18 protein-coding genes are annotated in these 16,286 nt (G+C 69.9%); 10 read left to right on the top strand and 8 right to left on the bottom strand.

Annotated elements, in window-relative coordinates:
• Nucleotide 1 precedes the first annotated feature (1 nt).
• On the bottom strand, nt 2-1,081 hold the full coding sequence (locus ACWGDB_RS31460; RefSeq protein WP_453825605.1) for an alpha/beta hydrolase-fold protein: 1,080 nt from the start codon (nt 1,079-1,081) through the stop codon (nt 2-4).
• Between the two features lie 116 nt (nt 1,082-1,197).
• Here ACWGDB_RS31460 and ACWGDB_RS31455 point away from each other — a divergent pair, with 116 nt between their 5' ends.
• On the top strand, nt 1,198-1,398 hold the full coding sequence (locus tag ACWGDB_RS31455; RefSeq protein WP_453825536.1) for an MbtH family protein: 201 nt from the start codon (nt 1,198-1,200) through the stop codon (nt 1,396-1,398).
• A 30-nt stretch (nt 1,399-1,428) separates the two neighbouring features.
• On the opposite strand, the gene ACWGDB_RS31450 is transcribed toward ACWGDB_RS31455, so the two are convergent.
• The 3 genes from ACWGDB_RS31450 to ACWGDB_RS31440 all read right to left on the bottom strand — a co-directional run bounded on the left by ACWGDB_RS31450 (nt 1,429) and on the right by ACWGDB_RS31440 (nt 4,459).
• The gene (locus ACWGDB_RS31450; protein ID WP_453825535.1) at nt 1,429-3,561 is read right to left on the bottom strand and encodes an MMPL family transporter; all 2,133 of its coding nucleotides are present in this window, start codon (nt 3,559-3,561) and stop codon (nt 1,429-1,431) included.
• 215 nt (nt 3,562-3,776) lie between these two features.
• Nucleotides 3,777-4,091, bottom strand: a complete 315-nt coding sequence (locus ACWGDB_RS31445) for a hypothetical protein (protein ID WP_453825534.1) — start codon at nt 4,089-4,091, stop codon at nt 3,777-3,779.
• Nucleotides 4,088-4,459 (bottom strand): ArsR/SmtB family transcription factor, encoded by a 372-nt coding sequence (locus tag ACWGDB_RS31440; protein ID WP_453825533.1) that lies wholly within the window; start codon nt 4,457-4,459, stop codon nt 4,088-4,090. Before ACWGDB_RS31440 ends, ACWGDB_RS31445 begins: the two co-directional genes overlap by 4 nt.
• Nucleotides 4,460-4,677: 218 nt before the next feature.
• Here ACWGDB_RS31440 and ACWGDB_RS31435 point away from each other — a divergent pair, with 218 nt between their 5' ends.
• Together ACWGDB_RS31435 and ACWGDB_RS31430 are read left to right on the top strand one after the other, a co-directional pair.
• Nucleotides 4,678-5,874, top strand: coding sequence for a sensor histidine kinase (locus ACWGDB_RS31435; RefSeq protein WP_453825532.1), 1,197 nt, complete (start codon nt 4,678-4,680; stop codon nt 5,872-5,874).
• A complete protein-coding gene (locus tag ACWGDB_RS31430; RefSeq protein WP_453825531.1) occupies nt 5,871-6,551 on the top strand; it encodes a response regulator in 681 nt (226 codons plus the stop codon). The genes ACWGDB_RS31435 and ACWGDB_RS31430 overlap by 4 nt, the downstream gene beginning before the upstream one ends.
• Before the next feature lie 310 nt (nt 6,552-6,861).
• On the opposite strand, the gene ACWGDB_RS31425 is transcribed toward ACWGDB_RS31430, so the two are convergent.
• Nucleotides 6,862-7,818, bottom strand: coding sequence for a sporulation protein (locus tag ACWGDB_RS31425; protein WP_453825530.1), 957 nt, complete (start codon nt 7,816-7,818; stop codon nt 6,862-6,864).
• Nucleotides 7,819-8,158: 340 nt separating this feature from the next.
• Between ACWGDB_RS31425 and ACWGDB_RS31420 the strand changes: the two genes are divergently transcribed.
• The 5 genes from ACWGDB_RS31420 (at nt 8,159) to infA (ending at nt 12,576) form a co-directional block, all read left to right on the top strand.
• Nucleotides 8,159-9,493 carry a hemolysin family protein gene (locus ACWGDB_RS31420; protein ID WP_453825529.1) on the top strand — a complete coding sequence of 445 codons (1,335 nt, stop codon included), beginning with the start codon at nt 8,159-8,161 and terminating at the stop codon, nt 9,491-9,493.
• Nucleotides 9,490-10,512 (top strand): hemolysin family protein, encoded by a 1,023-nt coding sequence (locus ACWGDB_RS31415; protein WP_453825528.1) that lies wholly within the window; start codon nt 9,490-9,492, stop codon nt 10,510-10,512. The genes ACWGDB_RS31420 and ACWGDB_RS31415 overlap by 4 nt, the downstream gene beginning before the upstream one ends.
• 274 nt (nt 10,513-10,786) lie before the next feature.
• A complete protein-coding gene (locus ACWGDB_RS31410; RefSeq protein WP_453825527.1) occupies nt 10,787-11,341 on the top strand; it encodes a hypothetical protein in 555 nt (184 codons plus the stop codon).
• Between the two features lie 222 nt (nt 11,342-11,563).
• Nucleotides 11,564-12,355, top strand: coding sequence for a GNAT family N-acetyltransferase (locus ACWGDB_RS31405; protein ID WP_453825526.1), 792 nt, complete (start codon nt 11,564-11,566; stop codon nt 12,353-12,355).
• Complete coding sequence (infA, locus tag ACWGDB_RS31400) at nt 12,352-12,576, top strand: translation initiation factor IF-1 (RefSeq protein ID WP_453825525.1); 225 nt, start codon at nt 12,352-12,354, stop codon at nt 12,574-12,576. The genes ACWGDB_RS31405 and infA overlap by 4 nt, the downstream gene beginning before the upstream one ends.
• A 91-nt stretch (nt 12,577-12,667) precedes the next feature.
• Here the strand turns inward: infA and ACWGDB_RS31395 are convergent, their stop codons facing one another.
• Complete coding sequence (locus ACWGDB_RS31395; RefSeq protein ID WP_453825524.1) at nt 12,668-13,399, bottom strand: MerR family transcriptional regulator; 732 nt, start codon at nt 13,397-13,399, stop codon at nt 12,668-12,670.
• A 54-nt stretch (nt 13,400-13,453) separates the two neighbouring features.
• Between ACWGDB_RS31395 and ACWGDB_RS31390 the strand changes: the two genes are divergently transcribed.
• Nucleotides 13,454-13,741 (top strand): hypothetical protein, encoded by a 288-nt coding sequence (locus ACWGDB_RS31390; protein ID WP_453825523.1) that lies wholly within the window; start codon nt 13,454-13,456, stop codon nt 13,739-13,741.
• Between the two features lie 240 nt (nt 13,742-13,981).
• Here ACWGDB_RS31390 and ACWGDB_RS31385 read toward each other — a convergent pair whose 3' ends face one another.
• The gene (locus tag ACWGDB_RS31385; protein ID WP_453825522.1) at nt 13,982-14,965 is read right to left on the bottom strand and encodes an aldo/keto reductase; all 984 of its coding nucleotides are present in this window, start codon (nt 14,963-14,965) and stop codon (nt 13,982-13,984) included.
• A gap of 129 nt (nt 14,966-15,094) precedes the next feature.
• Here ACWGDB_RS31385 and ACWGDB_RS31380 point away from each other — a divergent pair, with 129 nt between their 5' ends.
• Nucleotides 15,095-15,514: a MarR family winged helix-turn-helix transcriptional regulator gene (locus ACWGDB_RS31380; protein WP_453825521.1), complete on the top strand. Its 420-nt coding sequence runs from the start codon at nt 15,095-15,097 to the stop codon at nt 15,512-15,514.
• 460 nt (nt 15,515-15,974) lie between these two features.
• On the opposite strand, the gene ACWGDB_RS31375 is transcribed toward ACWGDB_RS31380, so the two are convergent.
• The coding region (locus ACWGDB_RS31375; protein ID WP_383612302.1) for a DNA-directed RNA polymerase subunit alpha C-terminal domain-containing protein at nt 15,975-16,286 on the bottom strand (312 nt) is incomplete at its 5' end.

Here is a 16,286-nt window from a genome sequence, read left to right as displayed (position 1 = left end):
GCTAAGCAAGGGCCCAGGCGACATCCCTGAGCAGGGCGTGTCGCCAGCCCGCCCGGTCGTGGCCGGAGGCCGATCGCGAGACCCGTACGGTCGCACCGGCCTGTTCCGTCAGGGACTCGGTCAGTTCGCAGTGGGGCAGCATCCGTGTCTCGTGTTCCCCGACGTCGAACGCAACCCGCAGACCGGACAGGTCGGGGCGCTCCCGCAGCCGCGCGGCGATGGCGCCGCCGACCGGGCCGCCCATCGGGTCCGGTAGGTCCATGGCGTCGGGAGTCCACCAGAACGACCCCGACTGGCAGGCGACGCGGGACACCAGGTCCGGGAACTCCAGCGCCGCGTACACCGCGCTCAGTCCGCCGAGGCTCTGCCCGGCGACCACCAGCCGGTCCGGGTCGGCGGGTACGCCGGACTCCGCCACCAGCGGCAGCAGTTCGTCCCGAACCGCCGCCCACAGTTCGGGCCTGCACGCGAACTCGGCAGCCCTGTCCTTGGCCGGCAGAAACACGAGGGTGACCGGGGGTATCTCGCCACTGGCGACGGCCGAGTCGAACGCCGTCATGGCCGGATGCAGATACAGCCAGTCGTCCCCGTCGAGCAGCAGGACCACCGGTCCACCGCCACCCGCCGGATGGACGCGTACGGTACGCCGCCCGCCGAGCCCTTCGCCGGCCCAGCGGATCCGGGTGCGGGGGAGTGGCAGGACGTCGTCGGCGCCGACGACGGGCCAGTGCGGCTGGCCGGGGGCGTCCGGGGTCGCGGCGATGGACCGGTCACCGCCCGCGCCCACCGGGTTGAACGGGTCGGCGTACGCCGAGTCGCCCGCGAGCAACTGGTAGGTCACCCGCAGCCGCGCGGGCATCCTCACCTCGGCGTACCAGCAGTCCGTTTCGCCCCACCGGCGCAGCGGGACCGGCTCCGACCAGCTCTCGAAGCCGATGCTCGCCTCAGACCCGCGCCACAGGAACAGGGTCACCCAACCGCCGTCGTCGGCAGGTACCGACGGGGGCGCCCCCACCGCTGCCCAGAACGCGTCGGTGCCGGGTTTGCCGGGCAGTCCGAACTCGGCGAAGGCGTTCTCCATGTCGGCCGTGACGAGGCGCACGAACGTCTCCTTGTGAGGGGGAAGCGGCGACGGCTAAGCTCCTGTCAATTAGGCCAGGCTAACCTAATGTTGACGTTCCGAGGAGGCAACTCGCCATGAGCACCAACCCCTTCGACGACAGCGAAGGCCGTTTCCTGGTCCTGGTGAACGATGAGGGCCAGCACTCTCTCTGGCCGTCCTTCGCCGACGTGCCCGGAGGATGGACGGTCGTCTTCCAGGAGAACACCCGAGAGGCGTGCCTGGAGTACATCGAGGCCCACTGGACCGACCTGCGCCCCCGGTCCCTCTCGGCGTAGCACCGTGCAGAGAAGGTCGGGGGCGGGGGGTCACACCGCCTCGTGGGCCGGGTCCGGTGTCGTGGAAGAGGCAGCACCTCCGGTCGCGTCTCGTCCGGTGCGGGGCAGAGTGCGGAAGAGGCTGCCCGGCCACCAGAACCAGCGGCCCAGGTCGAGGGCGAGGGCGGGCACCAGGACGGTCCGGACGAGGAAGGTGTCCAGGAGGACGCCGATGCCGACGAGGACACCCATCTGGGCCATCGTCACCAGCGGCAGGCCGGCGAAGATCGCGAAGGTCGCGGCCAGGACGATGCCGGCCGAGGTGACGACGCCTCCGGTGCTGGTCAGGCCCTCCAGGACGCCGCGCTCGTGGCCCAGCTCCGCGGTTTCCTCCTTCACGCGGTGCATGAGGAAGATGTTGTAGTCGATGCCGAGGGCCACAAGGAAGACGAAGCCCATCAGCGGGATCGACCAGTCGACGCCCGCGAAGCCCAGGACGTGCTCGAAGAGGAGGTTCGAGGCGCCGAGGGCCGCGAAGTACGACAGCACGACTGTGGCCAGGAGCAGGAGCGGGGCGACCAGGGCTCGCAGCAGGAGGATCAGGACGCCCAGGACGACGAGGAGCACGATCGGAACGACCGTCGTCAGGTCTCGGTCGGCGGCCCGCTGGGTGTCGAGGGCCTCCGCGGTCGTACCCCCGACCAGAGCGTTCATCGGGTGTACCGCGTCGCGCAGGGCGTCGATCGTGTCCTTGGCGGCCTGGCTGTCCGGGGCGTCCTTCAAGACCACCGACAGCGTGGTGAGTTCACCGTCCGGCGTGCGGTCGGTGTCGCTCTCGACGCGGGCCACGCCGGCCACCGAGGCCGCCGCCGCCCTGACCTCGGCGGTGCGGTCGGTGCGGGTGACGATGTCCGCCGGGTCGGAGGCGCCCGAGGGGTAGTGCGCCGAGATCTTCTCCTGTGCCACGACCGACTCGGGCTTGTCCTGGAACATCTCCGCCTGTGTCAGGCCCATGTTGATGCCCACCGCGCTCAGTGCCAGCACGCCGGTGACGGCGACCGACATCAGCCATGACCAGCGGGGGCGCAGGGCGACGGCGGACCCGACCCGGGACCAGACGGTGCGTGGGGTCCGGACGGGCGTGCCGTGGCGCGGGACGAAGGGCCAGAACACCCAGCGGCCCGTGATGACGAGCAGCGCCGGAAGCACGGTGACCATGGCGAGCAAGCCGCAGACGACACCGACCGCGCCCACCAGGCCCAGTGAGCGGGAGGAGTTGATGTCGGCGAACGCCAGGCAGGACAGGCCGACGGCGATGGTGGCGGCGGAGGCCAGGAGCGCCGGGCCGGAGCGGCGCAGTGCGATCCGTATCGCCTCGTGCCGGTCCTCGTGGCGGTGCAGTTCCTCGCGGTAGCGGGCGATGAGGAGCAGCGCGTAGTCGGTGCCCACGCCGAAGACCAGGACCATGAGCACGCCTGAGCTCTGCGGGTCGACAGGGAGGCCGGCGTGCTTCGCCAGCAGGTAGGTGGTGACCTGGGTGAGGACGGCCGCGAAGCCCACTGACACGAGGGGCAGCAGCCACAGCACCGGGCTGCGGTAGGTGAGCAGCAGGAGGACGGCCACCACCAGGCCGGTGGCCAGCAGCAGCGTCGTGTCGAGGTCGTCGAAGACCGCCACCGAGTCGGTGAGGGAGCCGGCGGGACCGCCGACCGCTACCGCCACGCCGGGCGGTGCGTTGGCGCCGGCCACGTCACGCAGTTCGTCGACCTTCTCCGTGATGTCGTCCTCGCTGTCCAGCGGCACGATCGTCATCACGGCCCCGCCGTCCTCGGACGGGATCGGCTGCGAGACCGCCCGGCCGGTGGGGACAAAGCGCGAGAGGGCATCCCGATCGGCCGCCGCAGCGGCCTCCGCGCCCTTGCCGCCGGTGTAGACGACGACGGCCGGCATCACCGTGTCCGTACGGAACTTCTCCAGCTCCGTGTTGACCTGCGCGGACTCGGCACTGCGCGGCAGGAAGGCGTTGGGCCCGGATTCCTCGACGTCGCCGAGCTTCCCGGCCAGCGGGCCGAGGGCGACGACCAGGATCAGCCAGGCCGCCAGGACCAGCATCCCCCGGAGGGGGCGCCCCCAGCCCCGGCGTCCGCCGGGCGCACGGGCGACGCGCTGAAGCAGCGCACGCATGAGTAGTCTCCTTGGGTAGGGAGCGCGCCACCGGTCCGCTTGACGACCGGTACCAGGGCGCACGGGGCCCGCACCACGGCGCTTGCAGGTGTGATGACCTGCCGTGGTGTACGGGTGGGGTGTGTCCGAGGGGTGTGTTCTTCCTCGGTACGGCCGGGAGTTGCCGCTCCCGGCCGTACGTGCGTTTCTCGGCGCCTCTCAGTGCGCCCCGAGGGCTATTCGATCTCGCGCATCATCTTCTCCATCGAGGACACCGACAGCCGGGTCTGCGTCAGCTCGTTGAGGGTCTGCTGCTGACCCTCGGCGGTGCGACGCTGCAACTCCACGGTGTCCTCCAGTAGTTGGGCGTACTTCGCCGCGAGGTCCTTGTACTGCTGTTCGCGCGCGGCCAGCATCCGGGCCCGCCAAGTGGCGGCGACCTGCCACACGATCACGATCAGCAGGGTGAAGACCCCGGCCGCGCCCACGGCTCCGACCACAGCGCCCACGGTGTCGGCGCTGTCGGCGAGCGTCACCTGTTCCCCATTCACTTCGCTTCCTCTTTCTCGGCCTCGGTCTTCTCCGGCTGGGCTTTCTCGGCCTCGCTGAGCGTCGCGGCCGCCCGCGCGACGACGTCGGGAGTCAACCGGTAGAAGAACGGCGTGACATCGAAGTACTTCATCGCCTTGCCGTCCTCCGCGAGTTCGAGCGTGCCGACGACCAGTCCGGCCGCCTCCAGCCGCTGGAGGTGCATGTGCAGCAGCGGACGGCTCATCCCGATCTCACGAGCCAGCGCGCTGACGTAGTTCCGGCTCTCCAGCAGCGCCCCGACGATCCGCATGCGGTGCGGATTGGCGAGGGCGGAGAGCACCTTCAGCAACTCATCGCCCGTCGGTGCCGGAGGCGGGACCTCGGGCATCGCGGCCCCTTTCCGTCGTACCTGTCAGAAAAGGCTGACAGCCTCTTCCGGTACCTGTCAAAGATTCCTGACACATATCGGGGGCGGATCGGGGACAGATGGGGGTGGCATGGGGGATGTCTCAGGGTTGGCTCAGGGGCGCGTGCCGTTGGCTCGTCCGGGCGCGACTACTCCCGTCGTCGTATGCGCGCCGACCGCCTCGCTCATACGGTGAAGAGGTGACGTCCTTCGACCAGCTCGCCTCCCGGCTGCGGGCGCTGCCGCAGCGTGCCGCGGATCTGCTGGTGGTCGCCGCGGTCGCGCTGTTCACCGGCCCGGACGCGGCGGTGAACGAACCGCCCCACCGCCAGGCGGACTGGTTCACCTGGCTGCTGCTCGCCGTGTCCCTCATCGCGCTGGTGTGGAGGCGGCGGTGGCCGGTGCCGGTCGCGACGGTGACCGGGGCGGCCTGTGCCGGCTGGGCGCTCTACGGACACATCGGCGAGCTGCTGAACCTGCCGACGATCGTGGCGCTGTACACGGTCGCGGTCCGGGGCGACCGCCGCCGCACCCTGTGGACCGCCCTCGTCGCCTCCCTCACCTCGGGCGCCGTCGCACTGTGGGTCGGCAACGACGTCGTGAACCCGCAGGGGCTCCCCGTGCTGGAGATGCTGTGGCCGCTGGTGCCGCTACTGCTGGGCGAAGTGGTCCGTACGCGACGGCAGTTGCTGGCCGAGTACGCCGCCCGGGCAGCCCGCGCCGAGGAGGACCGGGAGCGGGAGGCGGCGCGCCGGGTGCGGGAGGAGCGGGTGCGGATCGCGCGCGAGCTGCACGACGTCGTCGCCCACACGGTCACGGCGATGACCGTACAGGCGGGTGTGGCCCTGGAAACGCTCGACGCCAGACCCGAGATGGCCAGGCAGGCGATGCGGCAGGTCCGGGACTCGGGCAAGGAGGCGGTGCGTGAGCTGCGGGCCACCGTGACCGTGCTGCGAGATCGCGAAGGCGATCCGCTGGAACCGGTTCCCGGGGTCGGGCAACTCGCCGAGCTGGTGGACCGATTCGACGGCAGTGGCGTCACGATCTCGCTCCGGCAGGAGGGACAGCCCGACGCCCCGCCACCGGTGGTGGGGCTGGCCGTCTACCGCATCGTGCAGGAGGCTCTCACCAACACCGTCCGCCACTCCGGCGCCCGGCACGCGGCGGTCTCCGTGGTACGGCAGGACGGCCGGCTGTCGGTGGAGGTCGTGGACGACGGGAGATCGTCCTCGTCTCTGTCTCCCGAGTCGTCGTCCGGCGGATTCGGACTGCTCGGAATGCGGGAGCGGGCCACCGCGGTCGGGGGCAGCATCGAGTACGGTCCCGTGCCCGGCGGGGGGTTCCGGGTGCGGGCGGTGCTCCCGGTCGGCAGCGGTGGGGGAGAGGAGCGGCCGTGACGGTGCGCGTGGTGCTGGCGGAGGATCAGGCCGTCGTACGGGCGGGTTTCCGTGCTCTCCTGGATCTCACCGAGGACCTCGTCGTCGTCGCGGAGGCGGCCGACGGAAGGCAGGCGGTGGAGGCGGTGCGGCTGACGCGACCCGATGTCGTCCTCATGGACATCCGCATGCCGGGCATCGACGGCATCGAGGCCACCCGGCGTATCGCCGCCGACTGCACGCTGGACGGCGTACGCGTCCTCATGCTCACCACGTACCAGGTCGACGAGTACGTCTTCGAGGCACTGCGGCACGGAGCGGCCGGGTTCCTGCTGAAGGACATCGAGCCGGACGACCTGCGGGGCGCCATCCGTACGGCTGCCGCCGGGCAGAGCCTCCTCGCGCCCGCCGTCACGCGCGCGGTGGTGGAGGAGTTCGCCCGGCTCAAGGGGCCGGACGCGGCCGGTGCCGAACGCCTCGCTGTGCTCACCGACCGGGAGCGCGCGGTGATGGCGCTGGTCGCGGGCGGGTTGAGCAACGAGGAGATCGGGCGGGAGCTCGCCATGAGCCCGCTGACCGCCAAGACCCATGTGAGCCGTGCGATGACCAAGTTGGGGGCCCGCGACCGGGCGCAGCTCGTGGTGCTGGCGTACGAGACGGGGCTGGTCAGGGCGGGGGAGCGGCGGCCACCTGGCTGACCGTCGGATCCGACGGGCCGGCGCAGCTACTCCGGCAGGAGTAGCCGCCGACTCCCGCGAGCGGATGTCCGGATCGTCCGGACTTCCTCTGGTCGTCGGCACCACCTGGCCCACCGCCTGCGTCACACCCCCGTCCACCTCTCCACTCGGCGAGTCTCCCGGCCCCTGGCATCCGGTCATGCGGGTACGCAGCCGGGTCTCCGCAGCCTGGGCCCCGTGCTCCGCTCGACCGACAGGGCGAGCCGAGCAAGGTCGAACCTTTGTGCGTCGTCAGTAGCTGTTCGACCCCGTCGGCCCGCCTCTGGGCTCGTCAGCCCTCTTCTTCTTCCTCGTCACCTTCGAAGAAGTCCCCGACCTCGTCGACGACTTCGGCCGCGACCATGCCGCCGACGACACCGACAGCGAGACCGGCGGCGCCCGCGGCGACGGCGGTGCCCATGCCGGGGCCCGAACGGTGGCCGTCGTGGCCGTGGGCGGAGTGCGAGTCGTGGGGCGCCCGGTGCTCGACGAGCCGGCGGATCCAGCCGTCGACGATCGCGTTCCAGTCGTGGTGCCCGACCTCGTCGTGGGAGACCGTGAAGCGAGTGAGCGCGTCGTGGCCCTCCGAGAAGAACCCGCCGCGCTTGTCTGCCTCCAGGACGATCTCCATGCCAGCCGGGCCGGCTAGGAAGGTCAGCTCGATCTCGTTGATCTGATGCGCGTACTGCGGTGCCGGTGTGAGCTCGATCTCCTGGTAGAAGGGCAGCTGTTGGCCGGTGCCGCCGATACGGCCGTACTCCAGGTCGGCTGACTTGAAGCCGAAGTCGAGCCGGCCGAGCGCTTCGAGGATCGCCTCCTGGACGGGCAGCGGGCCCACCGTCAGCTGGTCGAGGTCGCCCTTGTCCTTCGCGCCGGCCACCGACAGCTCCGTGCGCACACCGAGGACGATGCCCAGGCTCTGCCCGTACAGCTCGCTGATCGGGGTCTCCCACGGCAGCGTCAGGGTGAACGGGACGCTCCGCACCTCGCCCGCAGCGAGCCGGAAGCCGCCGCCGACGGTGAACCGGTCAAAGGCGACGGCACCTTCGCTCTCCCCCTCGTCATGCTCGGCCTCGACCCGCGCCACCAGCTCCAGAGTGATGTGCGCGATGTCGAAGTCGCTGTCCCCGCCCTTGAGATGGACCTGGCCGGACAGACCGCCGCCGGGGCGAGCCGGGCCGGGGTCGAGGACCGTGTCCACCGTGGGGCCACCCACACCGAGTGATCCGAGCAGTCGTTTGAACACCATCGTGGCGTCCACTCCTTCGACGTGCGTATGCGTTCTGAGGGCGGTGCGGTGGGCCCGCGTGGGCGTCACGGCACCACGTTCGTGATCTGAGCGGGTGAGAGGTGCGCGCCGCCTGGGAACAACAGGTGGCAGCGACACGTTCTCTACAGGCACGTAGAAGCATATGGTGTCGGGGCCGGTTCAGACCGTGTCCCGGCCCTGCCGACCGCCAAGGGTCTCCATGACCCGCCAGACACAGAAGGAGCGACGGTCCCGCAATGGGTGAGCCTCCCAGTACCAGCTGTGCCGTACCCCGTCCGCAGCGCGCGCTGCCCGAGCAGGAGGGAACGGGGGTGGCACGGTGACCGAGGTTCTGCTGCTCGTGCTTGCCCTCTTCCTCATACTGGCCTGCGCCCTGTTCGTCGCCGCCGAGTTCTCCCTGACCACCGTCGAGCGGGGCGAGCTGGAGCGTGCCGCCGCGGCGGGCGAGCGCGGTGCTGAGGGCGCGCTGAAGGCCGTACGGCACCTGACGTTCCAGCTCTCCGGCGCCCAACTGGGCATCACCGTCACCTCGCTGGTGATCGGCATGCTGGCCGAACCGTCGCTGGCCGCGCTGCTGCGGGGCCCGTTGGAAGCGGTCGGCCTGGGTGGTGCCGCCCCGTCGGTGGCGACGGTGCTGGGCGTGGCGGTCTCCACGGTGGTGCTGATGGTGGTGGGTGAGCTGATGCCGAAGAACTGGGCGATCTCACGCCCACTGGCGGTCGCGAAGGTGGTGGCGGGCCCGCAGCGCGGCTTCACCGCCGCCTTCGGCCCGTTCATCCGCCACTTGAACAGCACCGCGAACCGTTTCGTACGCCGCTTCGGCCTGGAACCCGCCGAGGAGCTGGCTTCCGCCCGCAGCCCCGAGGAACTCGTCGCGCTCGCCCAGCACTCGGCCGCCGAGGGCGCCCTGGAGGCGGACTCGGCCGAACTGTTCGTGCGGACGCTGCATCTGAGCGAGCTCACAGCCGAGAACGTGATGACCCCGCGGGTCGACGTCAAGGCCCTCGAAGCCCACGCGACAGCCGCCGACGCGGCGAACCTGACGCACGCCACCGGTCTGTCCCGCTTCCCGGTCTACCGCGACAGCCTCGACGAGGTCATCGGCACCGTCCACATCCGCGACGTGCTCGCCCTGGAGCCGGAGAAGCGCGCTCTCACGCCGGTCACCGACCTGGCGACCGAGCCTTTGCTGGTTCCCGACAGCCTCACCGCCGACCGGCTGCTGGAGCGGCTGCGCGAGACGCGCACCATGGCGGTCGTCATCGACGAATACGGCGGCACGGCGGGCGTGGCGACGATGGAGGACATCGTCGAGGAGGTCGTCGGCGAGGTCCGCGACGAACACGATCCCGTCGAGGTGCCCGACCTGCTGCCCTCAGCCCTGGCCAAGGACGGCCGCGCGGCGTGGGAGGCGGACGGCTCCGTCCGCCTGGACCAGCTCGCCGGGATAGGACTGACGGCGCCGGAGGGGCCGTACGAGACGTTGGCCGGGCTGGTCGCCACGCGCCTTTCCCGTATCCCTGCCAAGGGCGATGAGCTCGACGTGGACGGCTGGCGGCTTCATGTCCTCGACATCGAGCACCACCGCGCCGACCGAGTCCGCATCACCGAACCGGCCCGGGTGCCGGTCCAGGCGGGGGAGGAGTCCCGATGACCGTTCTGCAGCTCACCATCGGTGCCCTGACCCTGCTGACCAACGCCTTCTTCGTGGGGGGCGAGTTCGCCCTGATCTCGGTGCGGCGCAGCCAGATCGAGCCGCGCGCGAAGGAGGGGAACAAGCGCGCGAAGATGACACTGTGGGGCCTGGAGCACCTCTCCGCCATGATGGCCACCGCCCAGCTGGGCATCACCGTCTCCTCGCTGGTCCTCGGCGCGGTCGCCGAGCCGGCCATCGCGCATCTGCTGGAGCCCGGCTTCGAGGCGGTCCACCTGCCGCACGCCCTGGTCCACCCGGTCGCCTTCGTGATCGCGCTGACGGTGGCGACATATCTGCACATGCTGATCGGCGAGATGGTCCCGAAGAACATTGCCTTGGCCGCCCCGGTCCCGACCGCGCTGCTGCTGGGCCCGCCCTTGGTCGCCCTCACCCGGGCGCTGCGGCCGGTCGTGTTCGGCATCAACGCCTTCGCCAACGCCCTGCTGAAGCTGCTTCGGGTGGAGCCGAAGGACGAGGTGGAGGCGGTGTTCACCGACGACCAGCTCGCGCGCATGGTCGTCGACTCCAGTGAGGCCGGACTGCTCTCGCCCACCGACGGTGAGCGGCTGCGCGACGCGCTGGAGTTGGGCACCCGGCCGGTGGGCGAGATCCTGGTCCCCGCGCAGAAGATGCGCACGGTCGCCCACACGACCACCCCTGCCGAGCTGGAGAGGACTGCGGCCCAGGCGGGATACTCCCGTTTTCCGGTCACCGGCCCGGACGGCACCCTGCTGGGCTACCTGCACATCAAGGACACCCTCGGCATCACGGAACGGAACAAGCCCTTCCCGCGCAGCGCCCTGCATCCGGTCACCCGGGTCCGCATCGACACCCCGCTGGACGACACCCTCACCGCCCTGCGCGCGGACGGCAGTCATCTGGCCGCGGTGACCGGCGAGACCGGCGCGGTGCTCGGCTTCGTGACCATGGAGGACGTCCTGTCAGAGCTGGTCGGCCCGGCACGGGCCGCCGCCTGACCGCCGGGCCGTCTCGTGCGTGCTCGCGCGCGAGACGGCCCGGCAGGGCATGCCGCCGACACTCGGTGGGCGGTACGGAAGCGGACGGGTGCACGGTCGTGTCCCGCCCCGCCCGGTTCGCGGTTCGGTCACGGTCGGTGCCCTGTTCGACCGAGACTTTCGTCGAAGGGACGCGACCGCAGTGCCGACGCGGATGAGGACGTCGGCCAAGAGGCCTGCGCCAAGTTGAGAATCCTTGGACCGGCGGGCTGCTCTTCCGCCTAGGGTCTCGATCATGTTCAAGTCAGGGGTGGGGTTCCTCGCGTTGTTCGGGCTCGGCTGGTGGCTGCTGGGCTCGAGCGCATTCGGCGGGTTGATGGGGCAGGTCCTGGTCGGAGTCGGCTGTGCCGTCATGGTGGGGCTGATGCTCGCCGCGCGCCGTTTTCTTCCCTCGTCGGCAGGGGGGCCATTCCCCGTTGACCGACGTCGGCGGTTCAACCGGATCAACGGGCTCCAGTGGCTGCTGATCATCGCCATCGCCGCAGTCTGCCGTCACGTCGGGGTGCCGGTGCTCATTCCCCCGCTGATCGCGGTTGTCGTCGGCCTCCACTTCCTGCCGTTGGCGGCGGTGTTCGAGCAGCCCCGACTGCGCATACCGGCGGCCCTGTTGATCGCTTCCGGGGCGGCGGGCATGACCGTCTGGCTCACGAACGGCCCGGACGCAACTGTTCGCCTCGTGGTGGGTCTTATGGCTGCGCTCTCCCTATGGGGCATGGCGCTGTGGACAGTCGCAGGGGCGGCATCCGCTGCTGAGCAACGGGCAGGAAATGCAGGATCTGGCGGCGCGTGACAGCCAACCGGATCATGATCGCGTCACGAGCTCATGGAAAAGGATTGGAGCGAGGCTGCGCCCCGTTGCTACCTTCGTGGTGGACCGTGAAGTCGTCATTTGGAGGTGAGCCCCGTGAACACAGTTACCCATGGGTGCTCCCCCAACCCGTCACGGTCCGGCGGCTGACGTTCGGTGTCGCCAGGAGCGCCCGAGATCGAGGCACTCCTGAAGGAGACTCCGATGAACACGAAGCCTTATACATCCGGCCTGAGCGGGAACGCGATGATCATCACGCGCGTCGCGGACAGGCAATGGCATGCACTGGATGACGACTTGGTGGTCGGCCGCGGGCATGCGGAGCAGCGGCCCGACGGACGCTTGTTCGTCAGCATCGACGCCTGGCACGACGTCATCTTCGACCGGCTCGCCGCGGCGATGCTGGCGGAACTGCCGGCGCCGCTGTACACGGTGGTCGACGAGGCCGACGTCGAGCTGACGGCCGGCTGGCGGCGGGCCGGGTTCACCAACCTGCGCCGCGAGTGGGAGTACGTCGTGCCGACCGACCCGCGGGTCACTGGGCTCGACGCAGTCCTGCCGCCTCCGGGCGTGACGCTCGTGCCCGCCGGTCACGCGGACGGGAGTCTGCTGCGGGCCGTGGACCGCGCGATCCGTGACGAAGTCGAGTCGACCGCCGGGTGGCAGTCGATGCCGGCGGAGGTGATTCCCCGCCCCGACGGCGACACCGTCGTCGACCCGTCCAAGTACGCGGTGGCCGCGGCGCCGGACCGCTACCTGGGTCTGATCCGCGTGGTGACGGTGAACCGGCCGCGCATCGGGCTGCTCGCCGTCCGGGCCGGCGAGCAACGCCGCGGCATCGCGCGGGCGCTGCTGGCCCACGCACTGGGGACGCTGCACCGCACCGGGTTCGCCGCGGCCTGGACCGAAGTCCACGAGTCCAACCAAGCAGCCTCGGCGCTGTTCGAGGGCGTCGGCGCCCGACCGATGGGCAGCAACCTGGAGCTGGTGCGATGACGAGGAACAAGAACGTCATCGAAGTCGAGGGCAAGGTCGTCGAGTGCCTGCGCAGCGCCATGTTCACCGTGGAGCTCGAGAACGGCCACCAGGTGCTCGCGCACATCAGCGGGAAGATCCGCAAGAACTACATCAAGATCGTGCTGGAGGACCGGGTGCTGGTGGAGCTCCCGCCCTACGACCTGACGCGCGGCCGGATCGTGTTCCGGTACCGGAACTAGTACCGCATCAGGCGACGTTCGCCCTGTAGTTCGTGGCCCGCGCTGACTGCTTTCCGCACCCAGCCGAGACCGTGTGTCTGTACACGTTGCGTCACCCACCCCATTGCGCGCGAATGAGTGTGTCGAGTCGCTGCCATGCCGGGGACGAGGCGTTGACCGTGCTCTGGATGAGGGCGGGGATCTCGGATGTTGCATCCAGCTCGGGCGGTTCGTCGGGTCCGTAGCGCTCCCGGGTCGCCTCGGCGATCCGGCGAGCGAGGTCATCGAGGCGTGGATCGTCGGCATCGAGGTCGTGTGCGCGGTCGTAGTCCAGGAAGAGCTGCCGCAGCGCCGGGTCGGCCAGGGTCTCGGCTTGGTCGTGGAACAGGGTGATCGCGTGGCCCGGGTGGGTGGCGAACACAAGGATCCACAGGTCGCGTTGCAGGTCCACCCAGCGAGGGGTGAATCCCCAGCGGGCCAGCTGTTCCAGATGGGCTCCGACCTCGTTCGGCAGCGGTGCCAGACGGCCGGCGGCGAGCTGTCGCAGGCGCCCTTGCGTTGCCCGAAGGCCACGAATGCGGTCAGTGAGCTCGTCGTCGATCTCGCGCAGCGCCTGCTGGAACTCTTCGTCGTTCGCTGACCTGAGATCCCGGATACGCGCCAGGGGAACGCCGGCCTCGGCGAGCGTCCGGATCTTGATCAGGTCGATGGCGTCGTTGGCGCCGTACCGCCGGTAGCCGGAGGCATCGCGGTCAGGCTCAGGGAGCAGCCCCTTGTCGTGATAGACGCGGATTGTCTTGATCGACACTCCGACGGACCTGGCCAGCTGGCCGATGGTGAGCACCCGGCCATCGTCCCACTTGACCCTTCCCCTGGGGCAGGGTTGCAGCATGGCGTCATGGCGAACACGAACATCGATCGGGAGACTCTGCGCGAGCTGGCCGACGAGGGCAACGAGACCGCTTTGGACCGCCTGGCCGACCTCGCCGACGAAGCCGGCGACCTCGCAGAGCTGAGCGAGCTGTTGGACGAAGGGTCCATGCACGCCGGGTTCCTGCTCACACGACGCGCGGCCACGGCCGGCGACCTGCGCGAGCTCCAACGAATCTCCGACGCCGGCTACGACGAGGCCGGAAACGAACTGGACCGGCTGCTGAAGGCACCGGCCGACGGGCAACGGGATTGAGGATCCGACCGGCCGCTGCAGCCGCGTCATGCGGCATGGCCGGACCCATGCGCGTGACAGACGAAGAGGAGGGTCGGCGCCTACTGCGGATCACCCGCCGCGGCACTGGCTCGGTGGTCATTTGGGCGGCGGGTTCAGGTGGCCCCGTACCTGCCCGTCTGTGACGAGCGCATCAGAAACGGGATCTCCCCCGGACCACCGACCTCGTTGAGGGATGGGGGACGGCCGGCGGATCAGAGGTCAGTTGTTGACGCGGTCCATGAGCTGGTCGGGGTAGCGCGGCCCGGCAGCGGCGCCGGGAGGGAGGGCTGCGTCCAGGGCGGCGAGGTGGTCGGCGTCGAGATGGGCGTCGGCGGCTGCGGTGTTCTCCTCCAGATAGCTGATGCGCTTGGTACCGGGAATGGGGACGATGTCGTCGCCCTGGTGGAGGAGCCACGCGAGGGCGAGCTGTGTCGGGGTGAGGCCGGCCTCTGCCGCGAGGGTGCGGACCTGGTCTGCCAGGTGCAGGTTGCGGCGCAGGTTGTCGCCCTGGAAGCGGGGGTCGAAGCGGCGGTAGTCGTCTGCGGCGAGTGAAGCGGTGTCCTTGATCGCGCCGGACAGGAAGCCGCGGCCGACCGGTGAGTAGGGGACAAGGGTGATCCCGAGCTCCCGGGTGGTCGGGAGGATCTCGGTCTCCAGGCCGCGTTCCCACAAGGAGTATTCACTCTGGAGAGCGGTGATGGGGTGAACGGCGTGTGCCCGGCGCAGGGTGTCCGCGTTCACCTCGGACAGTCCGATGTGGCGGATCTTGCCTGCCGCGACGAGTTCGGCCAGGGCGCCGACGGTGTCTTCGATCGGAATGGCGGGATCACGCCGGTGGAGGTAGTACAGGTCGATGTGGGTCAGGCCCAGCCGAGTGAGGGAGGCGTCGACGGCCTTCTTGGCGTACTGCGGGGTGGAGTCGACGGTGAAGGTGCCTTCGTGCAGGCGGGAGCCGAACTTGGTGGCCACGACGGCTTCCTCCCGCCGTCGGCCCGCCAAGGCACGGCCCAGCAGGGTTTCGTTGTGGCCGGCGCCGTAGACGTCGGCGGTGTCCAGAAGGTTCACACCCAGGTCGAGGGCGCGGTGGATGGTGGCGATGGACTGGGGGTCGTCGGTGGCTCCGTAGAACTCGGACATACCCATCAGGCCGAGTCCGACGGCGGAGACCATGGGTCCGTCGATGCCCAGGATGCGCTGCTTCATGAGTGGTGGTTCCTTGCTGTGGCGGAGGGAGGTAGGTGTACAGCCGGAGCCGCACGGCTATAAAGTTATGCTGCATAACCATTATAGTCAACCCTTGTCGCGTCGAATGACTTTTCATAACCTGGAGGAATGACGGCAGACGACCCCCTGACCTCCGAGGTGATCCACCTTTTCGCGAAGGTCACCGACCGCTACGCCCGCGAGTACGAGGCCGCCGCGGCTCACCACGGCCTCACCCCTCAGCAAGTGAAGGCGCTGATCGCCCTGGACGAGGCTCCTCTGCCCATGCGTCGCGTCGCCGAACGACTGGGGGCTGAACCGTCCAACCTCACCGGCATCGTGGACCGCCTGCAGAACCGGGGTCTGGTCGAACGCCGACCGGAACCCAGCGACCGGCGAATCAAGCTTCTTGCCACCACGGACGCCGGGAAAGCGGCAGCTCAAGACCTGCGCAGCCGTCTGCGCTTCGCCCGCAACCCGCTCTCCGCCCTTGACGAAGACCAGCGCCGCGATCTGCGCGACCTGCTGCAGCTGATGACCGAGGAGTAGAGATCAGTTCGGCAGTGCACCGGGTGCGGATGTTGCGCGGTACGTCGTGCCGCGTGCGGATCGACCATGGGCTTCGGCAGCACCGCGCCCTGATGTGATCTTCGCTGCGTCGTGAGGGCGTCTTGCTGTTCCAGTCCGGGGCAGAGTCGGCGACCGGGTCGGCGTGGGCTGCGAGGCCGGGTCCTGCGGCCAGCGCGCGCAGTGCCTGAAGGGCCAGGACCTGGACCTCGAGGACCTTGTCCTCGAGGTCCCTGGGTCGCTCGACCCTGCCAGGGTGGTGCCCCTGCTGTGCGCGGGCACCACCCTGCGCTCGCCCCTCAAGCACTGGAAGGCCAGCCCCGGGGACGAAGGTCGCCGTTGGCGATGAGTGTCCATGCTGGGCATGGACGTGACGGTGCGGGCCAGGTCGTCGGTGGGGGAAGGTCTCGCGGATCTTGACCCCACCGACCTGGCGCCACCGTCAGTACTGTTCGGTCTCCGCAAAGCCCGCGTCAGCGTCGTCGGCGCCGAAGGCGTCGGCAGCGGCGGTCGGGTCGAATCCGGGCGGGCTGTCCTTGAGCGCCAGGCCCAGCCCGGCCAGCTTCGCCTTGACCTCGTCGATGGACTTCGCACCGAAGTTGCGGATGTCGAGCAGGTCGGCCTCGGAACGAGCGAGGAGCTCCCCGACAGAGTGGACACCCTCGCGCTTGAGGCAGTTGTACGACCGAACGGTGAGCTCCAGCTCCTCGATCGGCAGCGCCAGATCAGCGGCGAGCGCGGCGTCCGTCGGGGA

Source organism: Streptomyces sp. NPDC055013 (genome assembly GCF_053608645.1).
The sequence above is the reverse complement of the archived record's forward strand: the minus strand, read 5'-3'. Positions and strand labels throughout refer to the sequence as shown.